17 protein-coding genes are annotated in these 17,729 nt (G+C 63.5%); 5 read left to right on the forward strand and 12 right to left on the reverse strand.

Annotation, left to right across the window (positions count from 1 at the left end; genetic code table 11):
* Nucleotides 1-198 precede the first annotated feature (198 nt).
* Nucleotides 199-990: a helix-turn-helix transcriptional regulator gene (locus HALLA_RS10940; protein ID WP_049953385.1), complete on the forward strand. Its 792-nt coding sequence runs from the start codon at nt 199-201 to the stop codon at nt 988-990.
* A 32-nt stretch (nt 991-1,022) separates the two neighbouring features.
* Here HALLA_RS10940 and HALLA_RS10945 read toward each other — a convergent pair whose 3' ends face one another.
* The 9 genes from HALLA_RS10945 to ubaA all read right to left on the reverse strand — a co-directional run bounded on the left by HALLA_RS10945 (nt 1,023) and on the right by ubaA (nt 9,895).
* Nucleotides 1,023-2,090, reverse strand: a complete 1,068-nt coding sequence (locus HALLA_RS10945; protein WP_049953386.1) for a deoxyhypusine synthase — start codon at nt 2,088-2,090, stop codon at nt 1,023-1,025.
* Nucleotides 2,091-2,246: 156 nt separating this feature from the next.
* The gene (locus HALLA_RS10950) at nt 2,247-3,197 is read right to left on the reverse strand and encodes a family 43 glycosylhydrolase (RefSeq protein WP_049953387.1); all 951 of its coding nucleotides are present in this window, start codon (nt 3,195-3,197) and stop codon (nt 2,247-2,249) included.
* Nucleotides 3,198-3,285: 88 nt separating this feature from the next.
* The gene (locus HALLA_RS10955) at nt 3,286-4,053 is read right to left on the reverse strand and encodes a Nif3-like dinuclear metal center hexameric protein (protein ID WP_049953388.1); all 768 of its coding nucleotides are present in this window, start codon (nt 4,051-4,053) and stop codon (nt 3,286-3,288) included.
* Between the two features lie 119 nt (nt 4,054-4,172).
* A complete protein-coding gene (locus tag HALLA_RS10960; RefSeq protein WP_049953389.1) occupies nt 4,173-5,099 on the reverse strand; it encodes an arginase family protein in 927 nt (308 codons plus the stop codon).
* Nucleotides 5,099-5,473, reverse strand: coding sequence for a translation initiation factor IF-5A (locus tag HALLA_RS10965; RefSeq protein ID WP_049953390.1), 375 nt, complete (start codon nt 5,471-5,473; stop codon nt 5,099-5,101). The genes HALLA_RS10960 and HALLA_RS10965 overlap by 1 nt, the downstream gene beginning before the upstream one ends.
* Nucleotides 5,474-5,586: 113 nt before the next feature.
* Nucleotides 5,587-6,651 (reverse strand): enolase, encoded by a 1,065-nt coding sequence (locus HALLA_RS10970; protein ID WP_049953391.1) that lies wholly within the window; start codon nt 6,649-6,651, stop codon nt 5,587-5,589.
* A 127-nt stretch (nt 6,652-6,778) separates the two neighbouring features.
* Nucleotides 6,779-8,383, reverse strand: coding sequence for an ABC1 kinase family protein (locus tag HALLA_RS10975; protein WP_049954089.1), 1,605 nt, complete (start codon nt 8,381-8,383; stop codon nt 6,779-6,781).
* 76 nt (nt 8,384-8,459) lie between these two features.
* Nucleotides 8,460-8,825, reverse strand: coding sequence for an Hsp20/alpha crystallin family protein (locus tag HALLA_RS10980; RefSeq protein ID WP_049953392.1), 366 nt, complete (start codon nt 8,823-8,825; stop codon nt 8,460-8,462).
* A gap of 215 nt (nt 8,826-9,040) precedes the next feature.
* Complete coding sequence (gene ubaA, locus HALLA_RS10985) at nt 9,041-9,895, reverse strand: SAMP-activating enzyme E1 (protein WP_049953393.1); 855 nt, start codon at nt 9,893-9,895, stop codon at nt 9,041-9,043.
* A gap of 166 nt (nt 9,896-10,061) precedes the next feature.
* Here ubaA and HALLA_RS20025 point away from each other — a divergent pair, with 166 nt between their 5' ends.
* The 4 genes from HALLA_RS20025 to HALLA_RS10995 all read left to right on the forward strand — a co-directional run bounded on the left by HALLA_RS20025 (nt 10,062) and on the right by HALLA_RS10995 (nt 13,890).
* Nucleotides 10,062-10,244 (forward strand): HVO_0416 family zinc finger protein, encoded by a 183-nt coding sequence (locus HALLA_RS20025; protein ID WP_084568992.1) that lies wholly within the window; start codon nt 10,062-10,064, stop codon nt 10,242-10,244.
* 356 nt (nt 10,245-10,600) lie between these two features.
* Nucleotides 10,601-10,759 (forward strand): DUF7563 family protein, encoded by a 159-nt coding sequence (locus HALLA_RS21630; RefSeq protein ID WP_449272280.1) that lies wholly within the window; start codon nt 10,601-10,603, stop codon nt 10,757-10,759.
* A gap of 84 nt (nt 10,760-10,843) precedes the next feature.
* A complete protein-coding gene (locus HALLA_RS10990) occupies nt 10,844-12,751 on the forward strand; it encodes a UvrD-helicase domain-containing protein (protein WP_049953394.1) in 1,908 nt (635 codons plus the stop codon).
* Nucleotides 12,748-13,890 (forward strand): M24 family metallopeptidase, encoded by a 1,143-nt coding sequence (locus HALLA_RS10995; protein WP_049953395.1) that lies wholly within the window; start codon nt 12,748-12,750, stop codon nt 13,888-13,890. Before HALLA_RS10990 ends, HALLA_RS10995 begins: the two co-directional genes overlap by 4 nt.
* Nucleotides 13,891-13,963: 73 nt before the next feature.
* On the opposite strand, the gene solA is transcribed toward HALLA_RS10995, so the two are convergent.
* The 3 genes from solA to HALLA_RS11010 all read right to left on the reverse strand — a co-directional run bounded on the left by solA (nt 13,964) and on the right by HALLA_RS11010 (nt 17,685).
* Entirely contained in the window at nt 13,964-15,094 is a 1,131-nt protein-coding gene (gene solA, locus HALLA_RS11000) for an N-methyl-L-tryptophan oxidase (protein ID WP_049953396.1), read from the reverse strand.
* 49 nt (nt 15,095-15,143) lie between these two features.
* The gene (locus HALLA_RS11005; protein ID WP_049953397.1) at nt 15,144-15,590 is read right to left on the reverse strand and encodes a hypothetical protein; all 447 of its coding nucleotides are present in this window, start codon (nt 15,588-15,590) and stop codon (nt 15,144-15,146) included.
* A gap of 202 nt (nt 15,591-15,792) precedes the next feature.
* Nucleotides 15,793-17,685 carry a formate/nitrite transporter family protein gene (locus tag HALLA_RS11010; RefSeq protein ID WP_049953398.1) on the reverse strand — a complete coding sequence of 631 codons (1,893 nt, stop codon included), beginning with the start codon at nt 17,683-17,685 and terminating at the stop codon, nt 15,793-15,795.
* Nucleotides 17,686-17,729: the final 44 nt, after the last annotated feature.

Below are 17,729 nucleotides of genomic sequence, written 5' to 3' on the forward strand. Positions count from 1 at the left end.
CCCGAATAGACGGGAGAACGTTCCAGATCATCTCTTATGTGACCAAACGGGGCCGACACACATGAATTAATTCAGTAAATATTTCAGGAGAAGAAACATGGCAGCGGTGTGCTCTCCTTTCGACCGGTGCAGCCCTTCACGGTGTGAAATTTATTCACGACCCAAAACACACTTCTACCGACGGGTCGAACGTCGCGTATGGACCGCGCACTCGAGGAGATCGAATTTCTCGCGCTGTCCCCGAACCGGATCGCGGTGTTGAACGCGCTTCGAGACGCACCGGCGACGCGGCGCGAACTCGGGGCCGCGACGGGGGCCTCACAGCCGACGCTCGGGCGCATCCTTCGAGATTTCGACGACCGCAACTGGATCGTTCGGACGGCCGAGGGCTACGACGTGACCGCCACGGGACGGCTCGTCGCGGCCGGCTTTACGGATCTGCGGGAGATCGTCGAGACGGAACTGACCCTTCGGGACGTCGTCGCGTGGTTGCCGACCGACGAGATGGACTTCGACTTGCTCGCGCTCAGGGACGCGACGATCACCGTTCCGTCCCAGACGCGGCCGGGCGCGCCGGTCAGTCGGGTCACGGACACGATTCGGGGTGCCGAAACCGTTCGAATCGTCTCCCACGCGTTCAACGAGCGGAGTCTCGAGACCATTCACCGACACGTCCGCGAGAACGGACAGCGGTTCGAGGGCATCTTTTCGACGGCGGCGATCGACGCCCTCGCGGACGAACCGTCGCTCAGCGATCGACTTCGCGAATTACTCGAGACCGACCGGGCCGAGGTTCGCGTCTTCGACGGCGACGTTCCCCACGCCGTGACCATCGCCGACGACGTTCTCAGCCTCATGGTTCGTGACGACGACGGGGTGTTGCAAGCGGCGCTCGACACCGACAACGAGCAGGTTCGCACGTGGGGCGAGGATCTCCACGAACGCTACTGGGAGCGGGCGCGACCGCTCGAGGCGGCCGACCTCGAGTGAGCGGTGGCGGATACCGATGCCAATAGCCCTTTTCAGCGCTCGAGGCGCTCTCGAGCGGCCGCGATCACGAGCGGGAGCGAGATGGTCGCGTCGCCGTAGACCGAGACGTTTCTAGCGTCTTTCTCGAGTTTGCCCCACGACCGTGCCTCCTCGAGGGTAGCTCCCGACAGGCCGCCGGTCTGTTTGGGATCCATCGTCAACTGGACGGCGTAATCGTACGCGCCGGGCGTGACGAGCATCGTCTGCAGGGTGAAGTTCTTCGGAACGCCGCCGCCGACGACGAACGCGCCCGCCTCCTCCGCCTCGTAGGCGATGTCGGTCAGCGCGGTCATATCGGCGAGCGCGTCGAGCGAGAAGTCGCTCGTCTGGGAGTACATCCACGCCTGCAGGCCGAGCACCGAATCCTGGATCGCCGGACAGTAGATCGGCACGTCGTTCTCGTACGCCGCGGCGGCGATACCGGGACCCTCCGCGATGTCTTCGCGCTCGTTTACCGCCGCATTGGCCCGCCCGAGTTCTTCGGTCAGTCGCTGGATGGGGACCACTCCGTCGGACTCGAGCGGCGGGAAGACCTCCTCACGAAGGTGGGACTCGAACGTGGCGAAAAACTCCTGTGGCAAGTAGACGTTGTAGATCCGATCGACGCCCTCGTCGCGGAGCGTCTCGTCGTGCTCGCGTTCGGTCTTCCCCGCCGGGGTCACGGAGCCGTGGTGGTGTTTGCCCCCGATCGCCTCGATGCTGTCGTGGGTCAGGTTCGCACCGGTCGTCACGAGCGCGTCGATGTAGCCGTCCCGGATCAGATCGGCGACGATGCGTCGCATTCCGGTCGGAACCATTGCGCCCGCGAGCCCGAAGAAGACGGTCACGTCGTCGTCGAACATCGCCTCCGTGACCGAGACGGCCTCGTGGATATTCGCCGCGCCGACGCCCGCGTTCCCGTATTCGTCTGCCAGTTCGCCGACGGTCATCCCGGCTCGAGCCTCGGCGTGGCCGATCGGGTCGTGGGAGAACGTCTCTCGGCCCTCATCCGACCCGTGGGCGTGCTCGCCATCGTGGTCGCCCTCGTCGTGTGCGTCAGCGTGATCGTGCTCGTCGGTCATACTCGCGGATGGGGACCGATCGTGTTGAACGCCGCGGTTCGGCGCTCGAGCTTGAGGTTACTCGTTCGATAGCGATTTCGTACAACCGAACACATCAGCGACGTTGTTAGCGGGATTTTCGACTTCCGAACTGCAAGAGCCACCCGAATCGTGCAGTTACTGATATCGGTCCCGGTCGCAAACCAGCCAGCCGTTCTCGGTCTCGAGTTCGGCAATCTGTAACACCGTCTGGCGAGCGCGACCGTCGTCGACCGTGTATCGACGGCCCTCCCCCGACTGATGGACGTGATAGAGGAGGTACGCTCGGTCGTCGACGACGAACACGTCGGGGTGTCCCCCCTCGTAGTCGTCGCCCGGACGTTCGCCCGCGTCGGTGAGAAGTCGGTCGGACTGAGCGGTCCACTCGCGCCCATCGGGCGAGCGATAAACGCTCAGACCGTCCCACGAGTCAGTCAACAGCCAGTAGTCGCCTCGCCACTCGAAGACGATCGGAGCCTCCTGGGCCTGATCGTCGAGGACCGGCGTCTCGTGGGCGTTCCACTCGTACAGATCGTCGCTGTCGGCCGCGTAAATGTACGCGTTGTCGGCCTCGTCTTTGTACCACATGCGCCAGGTGCCGTCCTCGAGACGATGAACGTCAGCGTCGATCACGTACTCGGAAGAAAGCGAGAGTGTGCTTTCGACCGTCCACTCCCAGCAGTCCTCGCTCGTGCAGTGGACGATGTAGCGCGGTCCCTCCCACGTCTGCGGAACGCCGGGCAGGTAGCTGACGTACAGGTGGTACGTTCCGTCGTAGAAGAGAATTTCGGGTGCCCAGTGCGTGTTGTGACCGGGTTCGATCTCGAGGTCGAGAGTGCCGCGGTAGCAGAACCGGCCGCTGTCGGTCGCGGTGGCGACGCCGATCTCCGAGCCGTGGATCCACGCTTTCCCCGGCACGTCGATGTTCGATCGGCGCTGCGTATAGAACAGCCACCACTCGTCGTTCCCACGGTGCCACATGATCGACGAATCCGCCGCGCCGTCGAAGATCGGATCCCGAAACAAGGGTGCGGGTGCGTTCTCGATCTCGAACGATGGAGCGCCAGGTGCCAACTGATTCCATGCCATACTGCTGCAGGGTAGGACCGACACCGAAAGCGTTTCGTTCACCAATGACGGCCAAAATCACAACAGTAGGCGGACTACCACACCCAAATCACAAGCCAGTCGGCACGTCGAGATACGTCGTCTCGAGCCCCCACTCCCCGGCCAGTTCCTGAAGCGACTGGACGCCGAACGTTTCGGTCGCGTAGTGGCCCGCCAGCACGACGTTGATACCCGCCTCCCGGGCCTCGTGGTAGACTTTCTGCTTCCCTTCGCCGGTGACGAGCGCGTCGACGCGGGCGTCGACGGCCTCCTCGAGCCAGTCGGTTCCGCTGCCGGTGACGATCGCGATTTCGGAGATTTCCTCGGGCCCGAATCCGAGGCCGCGTACCTGTCGATCGCCCGTATCGAGTTCCGACTCGAGGCGATCACAGAGCGATTCGAGCGAGTACGACTCGAGGGCGGTCCCGCGCTGGCCGATGTACTCCGGCCCGAGTTCGCCGAACGGCGAGCGGTTCTCGAGACCCAGCACGTCGGCGACCCCGGCCGCGTTACCGTGGTCCTGGTGGCCGTCAAGCGGGAGATGCGAGACGTACAGCGCGACGTCGTTCTCGATCAGCGGTGCGATGCGGTCGTACTTCCGGCCCGTCACGCGGTCGAAGCCGCCCCACGAAATCCCGTGGTGGACGACCAGCGCGTCGGCATCCGCGTCGATCGCTCCCTCGAACGTTTCGGCGACGCCGTCGACAGCGAAGGCGACGTGCTCGAGTTCGCCCTCGTCGGGGCCGACCTGGAGTCCGTTCGCGCTCGCATCGATATCCGCGTAATCGGCCGTTCGTAGCTCCTCGTCGAGTCGAGACGCGAATTCGGCGAGTTCCATGCCCGACGATTCGAACTCGCGAGACTTGTAAGTGTGCGTCGGGTGCGACGTTGCCGGACAACTGCGGCGCTAGTGCCGATCACGGGTTCGAATCGAGAAGGGGCTCGGTGCTCGAGGCGTCACTCCGCGTTTTCGGCCGCGGCCGAAAAGACGAACTCCCGGAGGAGCTTTCCGGCGAGCGCCGCCGCCTGCCCGTCGTCGCGGTCGTTCACCTCGACGACGTCGAATCCGCTCGACGCGGGCGCGACGGCGCACACGACCGAACGGAGTTCGCGCGGCTCGAGGCCGAACGGTTCCATCGTCCCCGTTCCCGGCGCGTACGCGGGATCGGCAGCGTCGATGTCGACGCTCAGGTAGGCGTCCCGTCCGTCGAGCATCGACTCGAGGATCGACTCCGAAGCGGACTCGAGATCCGGGGCCGAGACGGATTCTGAGTTCGGGACAGAGTCGGACTCGAGCAGCGAGTCGGGACTCGAAACCGCCTCCGGCGGAACGACCGTTACGTCCTCGGCTTCGGCCCGCTCCCACTCGGCCTCGCTGCCGGTTCTGGCCCCGATAATGATCGCCTCCTCGACCGAGTCGACGGTCTCGAGGATGCGTCGGGTGACAGCGGCGTGAGACAATTCGTTGCCGTCGTACTCGTCTCGAAGGTCGAGATGGGCGTCGAGACAGACGAACACCTCGGGTTCGACGGCGCGAACGCCGGCCAGCGAGACGGTGTGTTCGCCCCCGAGCACCAGGGGAACGGCGTCGTCCCAGACGACGTCCCGCAGTGTCCCCTCGAGGAACTCGAGGTACTCCGCCGCGTCGTCCCAGGCGCGAACGTCGCCGTCGTCGAAGACGCGTAGCTCGGAGAAGTGCTGGTCCGTTCGGCGGTCGTAATCGTCGTAACTTTCGGAAAAGGTTCGAACGCGTCGGGGACCGAACCGGGTCCCCGGCTGAAAGGTCGTCGAAGCGTCCAGGGGCGCACCGACGACCACGAAGTCCGCGTCGGGCTCTCGCCTGCTCGTATCGGCTCGTCGGTAGTCGGCCGCCCCGGGAAACATTAGACGATCTTCCGCTGGTCTTCCATCTCGAGGTATTCGATGTTCTCGTCGGGCGAGACATCCTGGTCGTCGGGGACGCGCATCGTGATGGTCTCGTAGGTTTCTAAGTCCATTACCTGCATGTCGTCGCCGTCGACGGAGACGATCTGGCCCTGCTTTCGCTCGATGATCGGGACCCAGATCTTCGCGTCGACCGGCTGGGACAGCGATCGCTTTTTGCCGTCGAAGACCCCCTCGGCTTCGATACGGGCCTTTGCGCTGCCGTGTTTACCGGGCTTTGCGGTGCTGTAGGCGTTGATGTTACAGGGCACATCGTCGATGACGACGTAGCTACCTTCCTGGAGATCGCGAACTTCTTGCTGCTTTTTCGCCATACGCCGGGATAATCAACCGAACGGCATAAACCGTTTGGATCGGACGAGCGACCCGACCGTACACCTGCTCTCGACACGCCGAACACGAGCCGGCACGGCGGTGAGCAGCAGGGTTACCAGCCGAACCCGTCACCCTCGGTCGGGATCTCGAGCGGACTCGCGGGTAACTCCTCGGCGATTCCCGGGACGTTGTACAGTCGCGGGGCGACGTCGTTCGGAGTGTCCGGGTAGTACAACGAGGCCACCGTCTGAATCTGGGTTCGACCGACGCCGAGTTCGAACTGGCCGCCGCCGTACAGCCGAACGTCCCGCTCCTCGCAGAACGCGATCGTCTCGAGTAGCGACTCGAGCGAGCCGAACCGAGAAGGTTTGATGTTGAGCCAGTCGGGTTCCCACGGAAGCGCCTCGACGTCCTTGAGGCCGTGGATCGGCGCGTCCCAGGAGACCCGAGCGCGTACGTCCGGATCGTCGAAGATGGCTTCGGTCTCCGCGGTCAGCGCGGGGTCCTCGATCACCGCCTGCGGGAACGCCTCGAGAACGCGACGATACAGCGCCGGGTCCGCGGGTACGTCCACGTCGGTTCCCGCGTACTGGCCCTTGAGATCCAGGATCCGAACCGGTGCCGTGTTCGCGACCGCCGCGACGACCGGGTCGTTCCATTCCGGCGTCGGATCGAGTTTGAACTCGACACCGGGAACCCGCTTGCGCAGTTGCTCGAGGCGATCGGTCGACGGTGGGTCGCCGAGGCGCGTGCTGGCGACGAACCGGACCGGGTCGTACGAGCGCTCGAGTTCGGTGCCGAGGTCCGTTCCCGCCTGGCGGAGCGCCAAATCGAGCGCGGCGCTCTCTATGCCCCAACGGCGATAGTTTCGGAACACCTCGCGGTCGGGAGCGCCCGCGGGAAAGAGATCGACGTCGGCGAGACGGGCCGAAAACGAGTCGATCGTGTACTCGCCGGTGAGGTCCGGCAGTCCGGTCTCCGCCAACGCGCGGTGTTCCTCGCTCTCGTAGGTGACGTCCTCGCCCGTTCCCGTACAGGTCCCGCGGTCTCCGTCCGGTCCCGACAGAGAGAACAACGTCGTCACGCGGGTGAAGTCGCTGGTCGTCTCAGCCTCGAGTTGATCCGTCGAAACCGAGTCGATCTCGACTGAGAGGTCGGCGATTCGATCGTAGTCCATAGGGGGCTTACAGCGCCCAACGGGTTATCGTTTCACCCCGGACCGCCCTCTGTGAGGTCCTATCGACCTGTCCTATCCGTCCCGTCGAACAGCCTCAAGGCGTCACTTCTTCCCCGATACCGAGCCGTCACTTCTCGCGCTGGCGCTGGCGAAATCGCTGCTGGGCGAACTGCGGTTCCGCCCTGAGACCGCGGCGTTCCCGGAACGAACGGTACAGTTGCACTGTCACGGCCGCCCCGAAAACGGCGGCGACGATCGACGCTTCGGGCGCACCGAGCGCGTAGAGGACGCCCATCGAAAAGAGCGACATCGTCAGCAACATCCCGTAGATGAGCCGCTTTGCCAGCACCGCGAAAACGTTCTTCTCGTCCTCGACGCCGACCCGAACGCGGAGGTCGTCGCGCTCGATGCGATCGAGCGTTCGTTCGATCTTCGGCGCAATTCGGGTCAGAGATTCGCCCGATCGTCGGATCTGCTCGCCGGATTCCTCGAGGTACTTGCGGATCGACTCCTCGCGGTAGCCCTCCTCGGTGAGGTAGTCGGTCGCCGTCGAGATGAAATCGAAGTCCGGATCGAGGGTGAGACAGACGCCCTCGACGACGGTCGCAACGCGAAGAACGAGCGCGAGGTTTTTCGGCAGGCGGAAGGGGAACTCGTAGATCGAATCCTCGATCTGGCCGACGATCTGCTGGACGCGGTACTGCTCAACGGCCTCGCCGCGTGCGTTCTGGATCGCCAATTCCATTACGTTCGCCATCACCGCGCGATCGGCGTCGGGACTCAGGGTACCGATTTCGACTAACGCGTCCAGTATCGCGTCGATATCCTGATTCGCGACCGCGATGTAGAACTCGACGATCTTCCCCTGGACGAACTCGTCGACCTTTCCGGACATCCCGAAGTCGTAGAAGACGATCGTTCCGTCGTCGGTCACCGCGAGGTTCCCCGGATGCGGATCGGCGTGAAACACGCCGTCGTCGATGATCATCTGCAGGTAGGCCCGCTGGAGGGATTCTGCGACCTCGCTCCGGTCGATCCCCTTTCGGTCGAGTTCGTCGACGTCGTTGATCTTCGTCCCCCCGACGTACTCCATCGTGAGCACGCGCGATCCGGAATGGCTCTCGAGCACCGCCGGAACGCGGACCCGATCGTCGTCCGCGAAGTTCGCCTTGATCTCCGCTAACATCCGCGCCTCGCGCTCGTAGTCCATCTCCTCGCGAATCGTCCGCGAGAACTCCTCTGCCAAGTTCTCGAGGGAGAACGAGCGCGATTCGTCGACGAAGTACAAAAGCAGCGGCATCGACCACCGGATCACCCGAAGGTCGGTCTCGACGAGCGTCTCGATGCCGGGGCGGCGGATCTTGACTGCGACGTCCGTCCCGTCGGTCTTGGCCCGGTACACCTGGCCCAGACTCGCCCCGCTGATCGCGTCGGTGTCGAACGCCTCGTACCGCTCGTCGACCGGTCCGAGTTCCTCCTCGAGCACGACTTTCGCCTCTTCCCAGTCGGCCGGCGGAACCTCGTCCTGCAAGGCCGAGAGGACCTCGATGTACTCCGGCGGAAGGATATCGGGTCGGGTCGAGAGCAACTGTCCGAGTTTGATAAACGTCGGCCCGAGCGTCAACAGCGACTCGAGCAAAACTTCGGCCCGATGTCGGTGGGTCTCCGGATCGACCCGTCTCGAGCCACCGAACAGGAAAAAGCGCCGTCGGTCGCGAGCATAGGCGGCCAACAACGGGAGAAACTGCCACGCGACTACGACGAATCGTCGATACGCGCGGAGGGTCGACAGATCAGGCCACCCCGCGTTAGGCGTCCTCCCCGGCGACGACGTCGATCGTCGTTTCGGCCGCCGCGTCGCGCTTTGGCAAGGTTAACTCGAGGACGCCGCGTTCGACGGTCGCGCTCGCGCCGATTTCGGTCGCGTCGTCGGGCAATGGAAGCGAGATGTCGAGAAACAGCGATCGGTTCTCCTCGACGTACCGGTACTCGTCGTCCATGGATTTCTCGCGGCTCGCATCGACCTCGATCCGACCGCCGTCGACTGCCACCTGGAGGGTTTCAGCGGAGACGCCCGGGACGTCGAGAACGAGCAGGTACGCTTCCTCACTCTCGAGAAGATCGAAGAAGACGTCGTCGGAAAGGTCACCCAGCGCCTCGCGAAGCGTAGACATAGTCACACATTGGGACGCGGATACGAAAAAGCCCGCGGTCGCGGATACTGTTTAGGCGAGAATCGAACGGTTGGCGACCGCCTGGGACCGGTCGTCGTCGGGCTCCGTCGCCACCGCTACGCGTTTCGAATTATGAATTAGACGACAAATTGGAAGACAGAGGGTCCGATTCAGCGAGCACACCCAGATGTCTTCGGCGCTCGAACCGGGCAAAGCTATTCTGCTCGGGAGACTTGACAGGTTCCCTCGTAGCTGACCTCGTCGATGGAATCGATCGAGCTCGGTTCGCCACAGACCGGACAGTCGGGGTTCTGCCGTATTTCGATCGTCTCGAAGGTCATGTCCATGGCGTCGTACATGAGAAGCCGGCCCTCGAGAAGGTCGCCTTTCCCGAGGAAGTACTTGACGACCTCCGTCGCCTGAATGCAGCCGACGGTACCGGGGAGGACGCCGAGCACGCCGGTCGTCGCACAGTCCGGGACGGTACCGGGCTCGGGCGCTTCGGGGAACAGACACCGGTAGCACGGCTGCTCTCGACCGGAATCGTCCCCGGTCGCGGGATCGGCGTTCGTGAACGTCGTTATCTGGCCTTCGAATCGGTAGATCGCGCCGTGGGACAGCGCCGTCCCTGTCAACGCGCAGTAATCGTTCAACAGGTATCGCGTGGCGAAGTTATCGCTCGCGTCGAGGACGATATCGTAGCTGTCGGCGATGTCGTCGACCGTCTCGGTCGTGAGCCGCGTTTCGTAGGTCTCGACGTCGATATCCGGGTTCAGTGCGTCGACGTACGACGCCGCGCTCTCGACTTTCGGGATTCCGACGTCCCCGTCGGCGTGGATGATCTGGCGTTGTAAGTTCGAACGCTCGACCACGTCGTCGTCGACGATTCCGATACGCCCGACGCCCGCGGCGGCGAGGTACTGGATCGCCGGCGAGCCTAACCCGCCAGCGCCGACGACCAGCACGGATCCCTCGAGGAGCCGTTTTTGCCCCTCCGGGCCGACTTCGTCCATGATCACGTGTCTCGAGTATCGGTCGAGTTGGGTCGCATCGAGCCGAAGATCGCTCATACTCGAGTCTTAGGCGACGGCGAAGAAAAGGACGGGGGTTGGGACGCGATTCGACGACGAGTAGGAACCCCCGCCGTTCGGACCGACGCTGCCCCAAAACGAGCCGTTCGTGTCAACGATGTGGATGACCAATTGATTTAATACTCTGGTGTGCCAAACCATGACTATGGCAACCTCACCCAGTGGTGCCGACGACGTGTTCGATCAATTCCTTGCGGATCGCGGCCACGATGTCACCGACGCCGGCTGGGAAAGTACATATAACAAGAAACAGTGTCCAGAGTGTGGTGGCATACACGATACGGCGGCGACGAACTGTAGCGTCTGTGGCTGGACACCACACCGCTGAGGATTCTCCTCCCGACGGCGGATCTGGATCACCCGAAAACCTTCTCGAGTCGAGTCGCTGCGTCCCGTCCTCGTGCTGACAACCATCCTCGAGGTCGGTTCTGGAAAACGCCGATTCACGGTCGCAACCTGCTGATTGCAGTTCAAGGCCGAAACCGGCTGATTCCGGTTCACGGCCGCAACCGACGGGCACCGGTTCGAGACAGTATCTGGCGGATTCCGGACACAAAGGTAACTGGCGGACTCAAGACGGAATCGCCACGCACCCACACGAATCTGGTTTTTCTGAATGGAACATTGTTTTATCCCATTTCAGGACAATATTTAAATACGATACGGAACGACCTCGAGATGAAGATGCCCACCTGCCAGAACTGCGGGTCGTTCGTCACGATGCAATACGCACGAGTGTTTACGCCTCAGGGAGTCGACGAACCGCGAGTCTGTCCCTGCTGTCCCGACAAGGTCCGCGACGGCGCAGAAATCAGAACCGCCCGCTCGAGACGAACTGCTTGACGTATCCAAAACCCAACGCCTGAGACGGTTTCTCTCGGCGACAATCCACGTGACTTATGGGTATTGCGCTCTTGAACAGGTACAATGAGTACCACGGAGACGAAGGTGACCCGGCTGTTCGGCGGCCCGGGAAGCGGGAAGACGACCGCCCTCCTCGACCACGTTGAAGAGATTCTCGAGGAAGACGACGTGACGTTCCGGGACATCCTCGTCGTTTCGTACACGCGAGCGGCCGCACAGGAGGTTCGTGAACGACTCGCCGACCGGCTCGACGAGAGTCCACGAGCCCTGCAGGGTAACGTCTGTACGATGCACGCCAAAGCCTACGATCTGTTGGATCTCTCTCGCGGCGACGTAATCGGCGAATCCGACAAGGAAGAATTCTGCGAGGACTACGGCATCGAGTTCGAAGACGAGTACAGCGGTGCCGGCAGACGGACCGCCCGCTCGACGACGATCGGGAACAAGATTATCGCGACCAGTCAGTGGCTTCAACGGACCCGCCGAGAGGTCGCAGACTGGTACGACGTCCCCTTCCAGTGGGACGTCGAAGAAGTCCGACTTCCCCCGGAGATCGACCCGAACGCCCAGGAAGGAAACAAGTACACGCCGACGTGGCCCTCCGACGACGACCGGATCGACGTTCCGGAGGTCATCCGAGCCTGGCGAAACTACAAGGGCTCCGAAGAGAAGATCGGCTTCGCCGATATGTTAGAGCGGGTCAGACAGCGCTCGCTCGTTCCCAACGTCGACTACCTGGTGATCGACGAGTTTCAGGACATCACCACGCTACAGTACGACGTTTATCAGGAGTGGAAACCCCACGTCGATCAGGTCCTGATCGCCGGCGACGACGACCAGGTCGTCTACTCTTGGCAGGGCGCGGACCCGGCCTTGCTGCTCGAGGAGGAAGTCGACGAGGACATCATCCTCCCGAACTCCTACCGGCTTCCGTCGAACGTTCTCAACGCGGTCAATCAGGAGATTAGACACATCGAGAAGCGCCAGGACAAAGACCTCAAACCGCGCAAGGAAGGCGGGGCCGTCGAAGCCCAGCGCAACGCCTCGATGCTCGACGTCGTCAGACTCGTCCGCCAGACGCTGGTCGAAGGGGAGGGAACGATCATGATCCTGTTCCGTGCCCGGTACCAGATGTTCCAGTTCATCGACGAGTTCATCACCGAGGGCGTCCCGTTCACCTCGCTGACCGACCAGCGGATGTGGACCGATCGGCTCACCCAGTACGTGCGCGCAGTCGAGGCGATCGATAGCGGCGAGGACGTCACCGGACTACAGGCCCGTCGACTCGCCGATATGCTGCAGGATTCTGCGTTCGGAACCAACGAGCGCGACGACCTCTTCGATACGATCGACGAACGCCAGGAGGAAGCCGGCATCGACGACCTCGAGGAACTCATGATTCCGGCCGAGGTCATCGCCGACCACACGCCGTTTATGCCCGGCCCCGAATCCGCCTCGGACATGCTTCGGAAGGTGACGAACTTCCAGAAAAAGAGCGTCAAGGCCTACTTCGCGATCAGCAGCTACCAGAAGATGCCCACCGACCGCGTCCGCGTGGGAACGATCCACTCCGCGAAGGGGCGCGAAGCCGACCACGTCATCGTCGGAACGGACCTCACCGAGAAGGTCGTCGAACAGATGGTCGCGACCATCGAGGATCGATCGACGGCCGACCTCGAGAACGACTCCGAGGGAATCACCGACATCCCCGGCTGCGAGGAGTTTACCAAGACGACCTCCCCGGTCCCAGTCCTCACCGACAACGAACGTCGGGTCTTCTACGTCGGCATGTCCCGCGCTCGAGAACGGCTGGTCTTACTCGAGAACCTCGTCGACGGCGCGCCGACGCTTCCGGTCGACGTGTTGCTCAACAACCGCCTGACCGACACGCCCCTCGAGGAACTCGTCGAACAGGCCCAGGACCCGGACGCCAGCGAAGCCGAACCCGAGGTCGAAGCGGAAGCGCCGTGAGCGAGCGCGACCCGCTGACCGCGCGTGTCGCGTCGGAACTATCGTCGAGAGACGCCGCGGCGTTCGTCCACGCCGGCTCGACTCGCGACCCGGCGGTTCGCTACTGTCTCCAGACGATCGATTCGAGCGATGGCACCCCGACAACCAGTACGTTCGACACGACCCACGCCGTCGCTTTCGACGGCTCGAGGTGGCACCACGTCAGTCGTCGCGGCGTCGCCGCGGACTGGCCACGGCATCCGGCCGACGAACTCGCCGCCCGGCTGGCCGACGATGGCGTCTCCGGAACCGTTCTCACACCGGCGACGATCCCCCACGATGGCGCACTGTACCTCGAGCGGGCCGGATTCTCGCTCGCCTCGAGCGACGTACTGTCTCGCGCCCGTCGCTCGAAAACGGACGACGAGCGCGCCCGGATCGAACGGGCCCAACAGGCTGGCGGAACCGGAAAGAAACGTGCGGCGGCAATGCTTGCCGAGGCGACTACCGGCGACAACGAGACGCTCGTCCTCGGCGGAGAGAAACTGACGAGCGAGCGACTGCGGATTGCGGTCGACGAATCCATCGCGGCGGAAGGAGCGCTTCCCGGCGGGCACACCCGGGTGACAGCGACGGCGAACGACGTACCCACGACGAACAGCGCGCCCGCGACGAGCGACGGCGTACTCCGCGCCGGCGAACCGATCGTCGTCGCCGCGGCTCCGCGGGGTCCCGAGGGGTATCACGGCGGACTGGTCCGGACGTTCGTCGTCGACGGCGACGGCGGAGATTCCCGCCGAGCGCACGTTGCACTGACGCAGGCGTTTCGATCCGTTCGGTCGATGCTAACCGACGCGACGCACTCGATAACGGCCGTCGAAGCCGACCTCGAGGCCGAGATTCGCGCGTACGGGTTCGGCGACGGCGACGACATCGAGACGCGCGTCACGGGCGTCGGACTCGAGCCTCGAGAAGCGCCTGCGGCCGCCGATGCGGACGTTGGACCCGAAACCGTGGTCCGAATCGAAGCGGCGGTCCGCGTCGGCGGCGAACGGTCGGTTCGCCTCGCGGACCTTCTCGCACCTGGCCAGCCCGCACAGTGGCTCGAGGCTCCGTCTCGGTCGCTGGATCCTGCAGCGTACGCGGACACGGAGCGGTGATACTTGCAGCGTACGCTGACGAAAGTGGTACTCGAATCCGGCGTCTGGACCGATCAGAACAGCCCAGAACCGCTCAGAACCGATCCAGCGAAAACATCCCGATGTCGTGTTCGGTTTCTCCCTCAAGCGTAAGGTCTGCGAGCACCTCTCCGATCACGCTCGCGAACTTGAACCCGTGACCTGAAAACCCGGCACCGACGGCGACCTGCGGGTGGGCAGAGAGCGTATCGAGGACGAAATCGTCGTCCGGCGTATTCGTGAACAGACAGGTCTTCAGGCGCATCGTCGGCCCCGCGCCGTCCGGGAAGTACTCTTCGGCAAACTCCCGGAGGAGGCGTTCGTCCGCCTGCGTCGGCTCGCGTTCGAAGGCGTCGGGATCGACGTCGGTCTCCCGGTGATGGTACCGGCCGAACTTGAAGCCGGGAACGCCGTGGACGGGGAAACCGTAAAATCGTCCTTCGGGAACCTGCAGGTTCCAGACGGGATGGGCCTCGGGTTCGAAGTGATCGGGGACCTCGGGTTGGAGCCACGCCAAAACCTGTCGTTCGGGCACGACGATACCCTCGAGTTCGTCGAGGAATTTCGAGGCCCACGCGCCGGCCGTGACGACGAGCTTGTCGGCGTCGTAGGTCGCGTGATCCGTTTCGACGGTGACGCCGCCGTCTCCCGTCTCCCGCCACCCGACGACGCGCTCTCGGGCCCGGATCGTCGCTCCGGCGTCGTGGGCTCGATTGACGTGGGCGACGATACACTGTTCGGGAACGAGAAAGCCGCCGTCGGGCTGATACACCGCCTCGTAGTCCTCCGGAAGCTGATACCCCGGATAGCGATCGGAGAGATCCGCACTCGAGAGCGCTTCGTACTCGAGACCGTGCTCTTCGCACGAACGACGCGAGCCCTCGACGAGGTCGCTCCCGGCCGGTCCGGCGTCGATCGATCCGATCTGGTAGAAGAGTTGCTGATCGTGGCCTGCCTCGAGGTCCGCCCAGAGGTCGTACGCCCGCTGGAGCAAGGGAACGTACGCGGGGTCCTCGTAGTACGCCAGCCGGATGATACGCGTCACGCCGTGAGAGGAGCCATACCCGTGGGGGACGTCGTATCGCTCGAGTCCGAGGACGTTCGCCCCCCGTTCGGCGAGGTGAGAGATCGTCGCGGCACCCATCCCGCCGACACCGAGGACGATCGCGTCGTACCGATCGGTCATGCGCCGACCTATCACGTCACGGACGAAAACGCTTCTCACTCCGGGTCGATCATTCGGCTGAATCGTCGCCAGCGGAGGGGTCGTTCGCCGACCGCTCTCGAAGGCGGCGTTTCTGCCGGCGTTCGCTCACGTGGTCGAGACCGTCGGCCAACTCGTCTCTCACTTCGCCCTCGAATCGATCGAGTTCCTCGAGAAAGGTCTCGGAGAACTCCTCGACGAGTTCGAACGTCCACTGATCGCTGACCGCGCCCGCCGGGAGGTGCTGGTCTCGCAGTTCGTCGGCCCACGGGTCGTGACCCGCGTCTCGGAGCCGGACTTCCGCGTCCGCCATTCGGTCCATCGCGTGCCCGAGCTGATGGTGAAACGTCAGTAACGTACCGTAGGCCCGGTAGACGTGCTCGATTCCCAACTGGAGATTGTGAAGCGCGTCGAGTTCCGCCTCGCTCAACTCGAGGTCGTCGGCCCCGTTGGTCGGTGTGATATCTGAATCGTCCATCGTACCTGTCTGACGACGAGCGGCGGCAAAACAGTTACAGACCCAATCTCCGGACCCGGACCATCGGTGACGGGTCAAACCGGTGCAGCAAGTCGGTCAGCACAGTCAGATCAAGCCAACATAGCCAACTCAGACCGGTGCAGTCGGACCAGACCGGTACAGCCAGATCAGACCGTAACAGTCGAATTCGGTCGACGGTTGGTTAGCGACGCCCGAACAATCGCTCGTAGAGACTCCGCTTGGTCGGCCGTTCGGCGAGGACGATCGATTTATCGATTTTCTCGATGATATCGAGGTGTAACGACCCCGAGACGAGCCTCGAGAGAAGTCCTCGTTCGGTCGCACCGATGACGAGCATCGTCTGGTCGTCGACGGCTCGACAGATCGCACCCTCGACATCGCCGGAGTCGTCGACCGCGAGCGTGGCATCGTCCAGCCCGTGTTCGGCGGACCACTCCTGTAAGAACTGCTCGCCCGCCTCGCGCTCGTCCGGGCCGTCGACGATGTGCAACAGCGTTATCTCCGAACCGGTTCCCGACCGGAGCAGTTTGACGACCTCGGCGCTCAGATCGGAATCCGGGCCGCCGGCGGTCGGAAGCAAGATTCTCGAGGCGTCCAGATCACGTTCCCGGAGGACCAGAAAGTCACAGGGCAGTTGCTGTGTCAGTTCGCCGAGCGGTCGTTCGGCCCTTGCGGCGTCCCACAGGTCGTTGACTGCCCAGTTCATCACGACGAGGTCGGTGTGCTTTCGCTCTGCGGTCCTGAAGATCTCCTCGAACGAACGGTAGGTGACGACCGTCGACGTCTCGACCTCGACGTTGTAGCTTTCGACCGTTTCGCGGATCCCCTCAAGCTGGCTGTCCGACTCGTCGATGATCTGCTGGCGCTGGTTCATGCTGTAGCCTGCGATCGTCTGGTCGGGAAGCTGAACGATGTGGACGACGTGGACGACCGCGGACTCCTTCTGGCTGGCGAGCGTGCTCGCGAAGTTGACGAGCGCCGACTCGGTTCGCGGGTTGGCGATCGGAACGAGGATGCGAAACGTATCGGGGTCCGCCGCGGTCTCCTCGACGGTGTCGATCAGGGGGACGAACGAGCGACCAGCGATACCGCCTAACAGCCATTCGGTCGGGGTGAGACGCGAATCCGCCCCGCCAAATCGCGCAGACTCGAGGCGCTCCTCGCTAGTCTGATAGTAGTTAACGATGGTCACTAACACGACGCCGCCGATGGTGTTGCCGAGCAACACGGGGAGGACGAATCCCGTCAGTCCCGGGAGCAGGCCGAGTTCGCCGATGAAGACGACGTAGGCCATCTCGGTAAAGGAGGTGACCACGTGAAAGAGGTTCCCCAGCGGGATCGCGAGGAACGCGAGGTAGACGACGACGAGCCGCGAGATCGTATCGCGGGAGGCGAAACTCACCCAGACGACGCCGGCGACGATGAGTCCGGCGAAGGCCGCCTTGAAGAACAGGTCCAACCACGCCGTCTCCGCGCCGTGGGTTCCGAGGTAGACCGCCGCCTCAGCCGCTTCGGGCGAGAAGACGCCGCCCCACGCGAGCACCGCCGCGCCGATCGTCCCCCCGATGAAGTTGCCGATGATGACGATCAACCAGTGGCGAAGCAGTGCCGGGACGCTCGCCAGCCGCTCTAGCGTGAGCGCGACCGGCGGAAGCGTGTTCTCGGTGTAGAGTTGATAGCCGCCGATGATGATGTAGATGAAGCCGAGTGGGTACAACAGCGCACTCAGAATCGGGTGGCCGTCAGTCGACCCGTACAGCGACGAGTACAGCAACACCGTAATAGAAATCGCAAGTCCGGCCGCAATGCTGCTGAACAGCAGTTCGCGATTCCCGGAGGTTATCTCCTCGTCCGCGGCCGCGACGATCCGCTGAAACACTTCGTCGGATGAAAAGCGATCCCGAACGACCGCTCCGACCGCCGGCGCCCCGCTTCTGGACCGCTCGACCGCATCCCGAACCGCATCCACCTCCGCTTCCGCCTCCGCTTGCGCGTCTGCCTCCGCTTGCGCGTCTGCCTCCGCTTGCGCATCCGCGACCGAATCCGCCTCTTCGGAGGACTCAAAATCACTCATTGGGTGAGTCAAATGAGTAAAGCGACTAAGCGTTTGGCTTTTGA

This window comes from Halostagnicola larsenii XH-48, from assembly GCF_000517625.1.
Lineage (GTDB): Archaea > Halobacteriota > Halobacteria > Halobacteriales > Natrialbaceae > Halostagnicola > Halostagnicola larsenii.

Coding starts and splice junctions, on each gene's coding strand:
- HALLA_RS20025 (WP_084568992.1), top strand. CDS start 10,062: ATGGCAACCTCACCCAGTGGTGCCGACGACGTGTTCGATCAATTCCTT.
- HALLA_RS10940 (WP_049953385.1), top strand. CDS start 199: ATGGACCGCGCACTCGAGGAGATCGAATTTCTCGCGCTGTCCCCGAAC.
- HALLA_RS10950 (WP_049953387.1), bottom strand. CDS start 3,197: ATGGCATGGAATCAGTTGGCACCTGGCGCTCCATCGTTCGAGATCGAG.
- HALLA_RS11005 (WP_049953397.1), bottom strand. CDS start 15,590: ATGGACGATTCAGATATCACACCGACCAACGGGGCCGACGACCTCGAG.
- HALLA_RS21630 (WP_449272280.1), top strand. CDS start 10,601: ATGCCCACCTGCCAGAACTGCGGGTCGTTCGTCACGATGCAATACGCA.
- HALLA_RS10965 (WP_049953390.1), bottom strand. CDS start 5,473: ATGGCGAAAAAGCAGCAAGAAGTTCGCGATCTCCAGGAAGGTAGCTAC.
- HALLA_RS10980 (WP_049953392.1), bottom strand. CDS start 8,825: ATGTCTACGCTTCGCGAGGCGCTGGGTGACCTTTCCGACGACGTCTTC.
- HALLA_RS10960 (WP_049953389.1), bottom strand. CDS start 5,099: ATGTTTCCCGGGGCGGCCGACTACCGACGAGCCGATACGAGCAGGCGA.
- solA (WP_049953396.1), bottom strand. CDS start 15,094: ATGACCGATCGGTACGACGCGATCGTCCTCGGTGTCGGCGGGATGGGT.
- ubaA (WP_049953393.1), bottom strand. CDS start 9,895: ATGAGCGATCTTCGGCTCGATGCGACCCAACTCGACCGATACTCGAGA.
- HALLA_RS10990 (WP_049953394.1), top strand. CDS start 10,844: ATGAGTACCACGGAGACGAAGGTGACCCGGCTGTTCGGCGGCCCGGGA.
- HALLA_RS11010 (WP_049953398.1), bottom strand. CDS start 17,685: ATGAGTGATTTTGAGTCCTCCGAAGAGGCGGATTCGGTCGCGGATGCG.
- HALLA_RS10945 (WP_049953386.1), bottom strand. CDS start 2,090: ATGACCGACGAGCACGATCACGCTGACGCACACGACGAGGGCGACCAC.
- HALLA_RS10955 (WP_049953388.1), bottom strand. CDS start 4,053: ATGGAACTCGCCGAATTCGCGTCTCGACTCGACGAGGAGCTACGAACG.
- HALLA_RS10970 (WP_049953391.1), bottom strand. CDS start 6,651: ATGGACTACGATCGAATCGCCGACCTCTCAGTCGAGATCGACTCGGTT.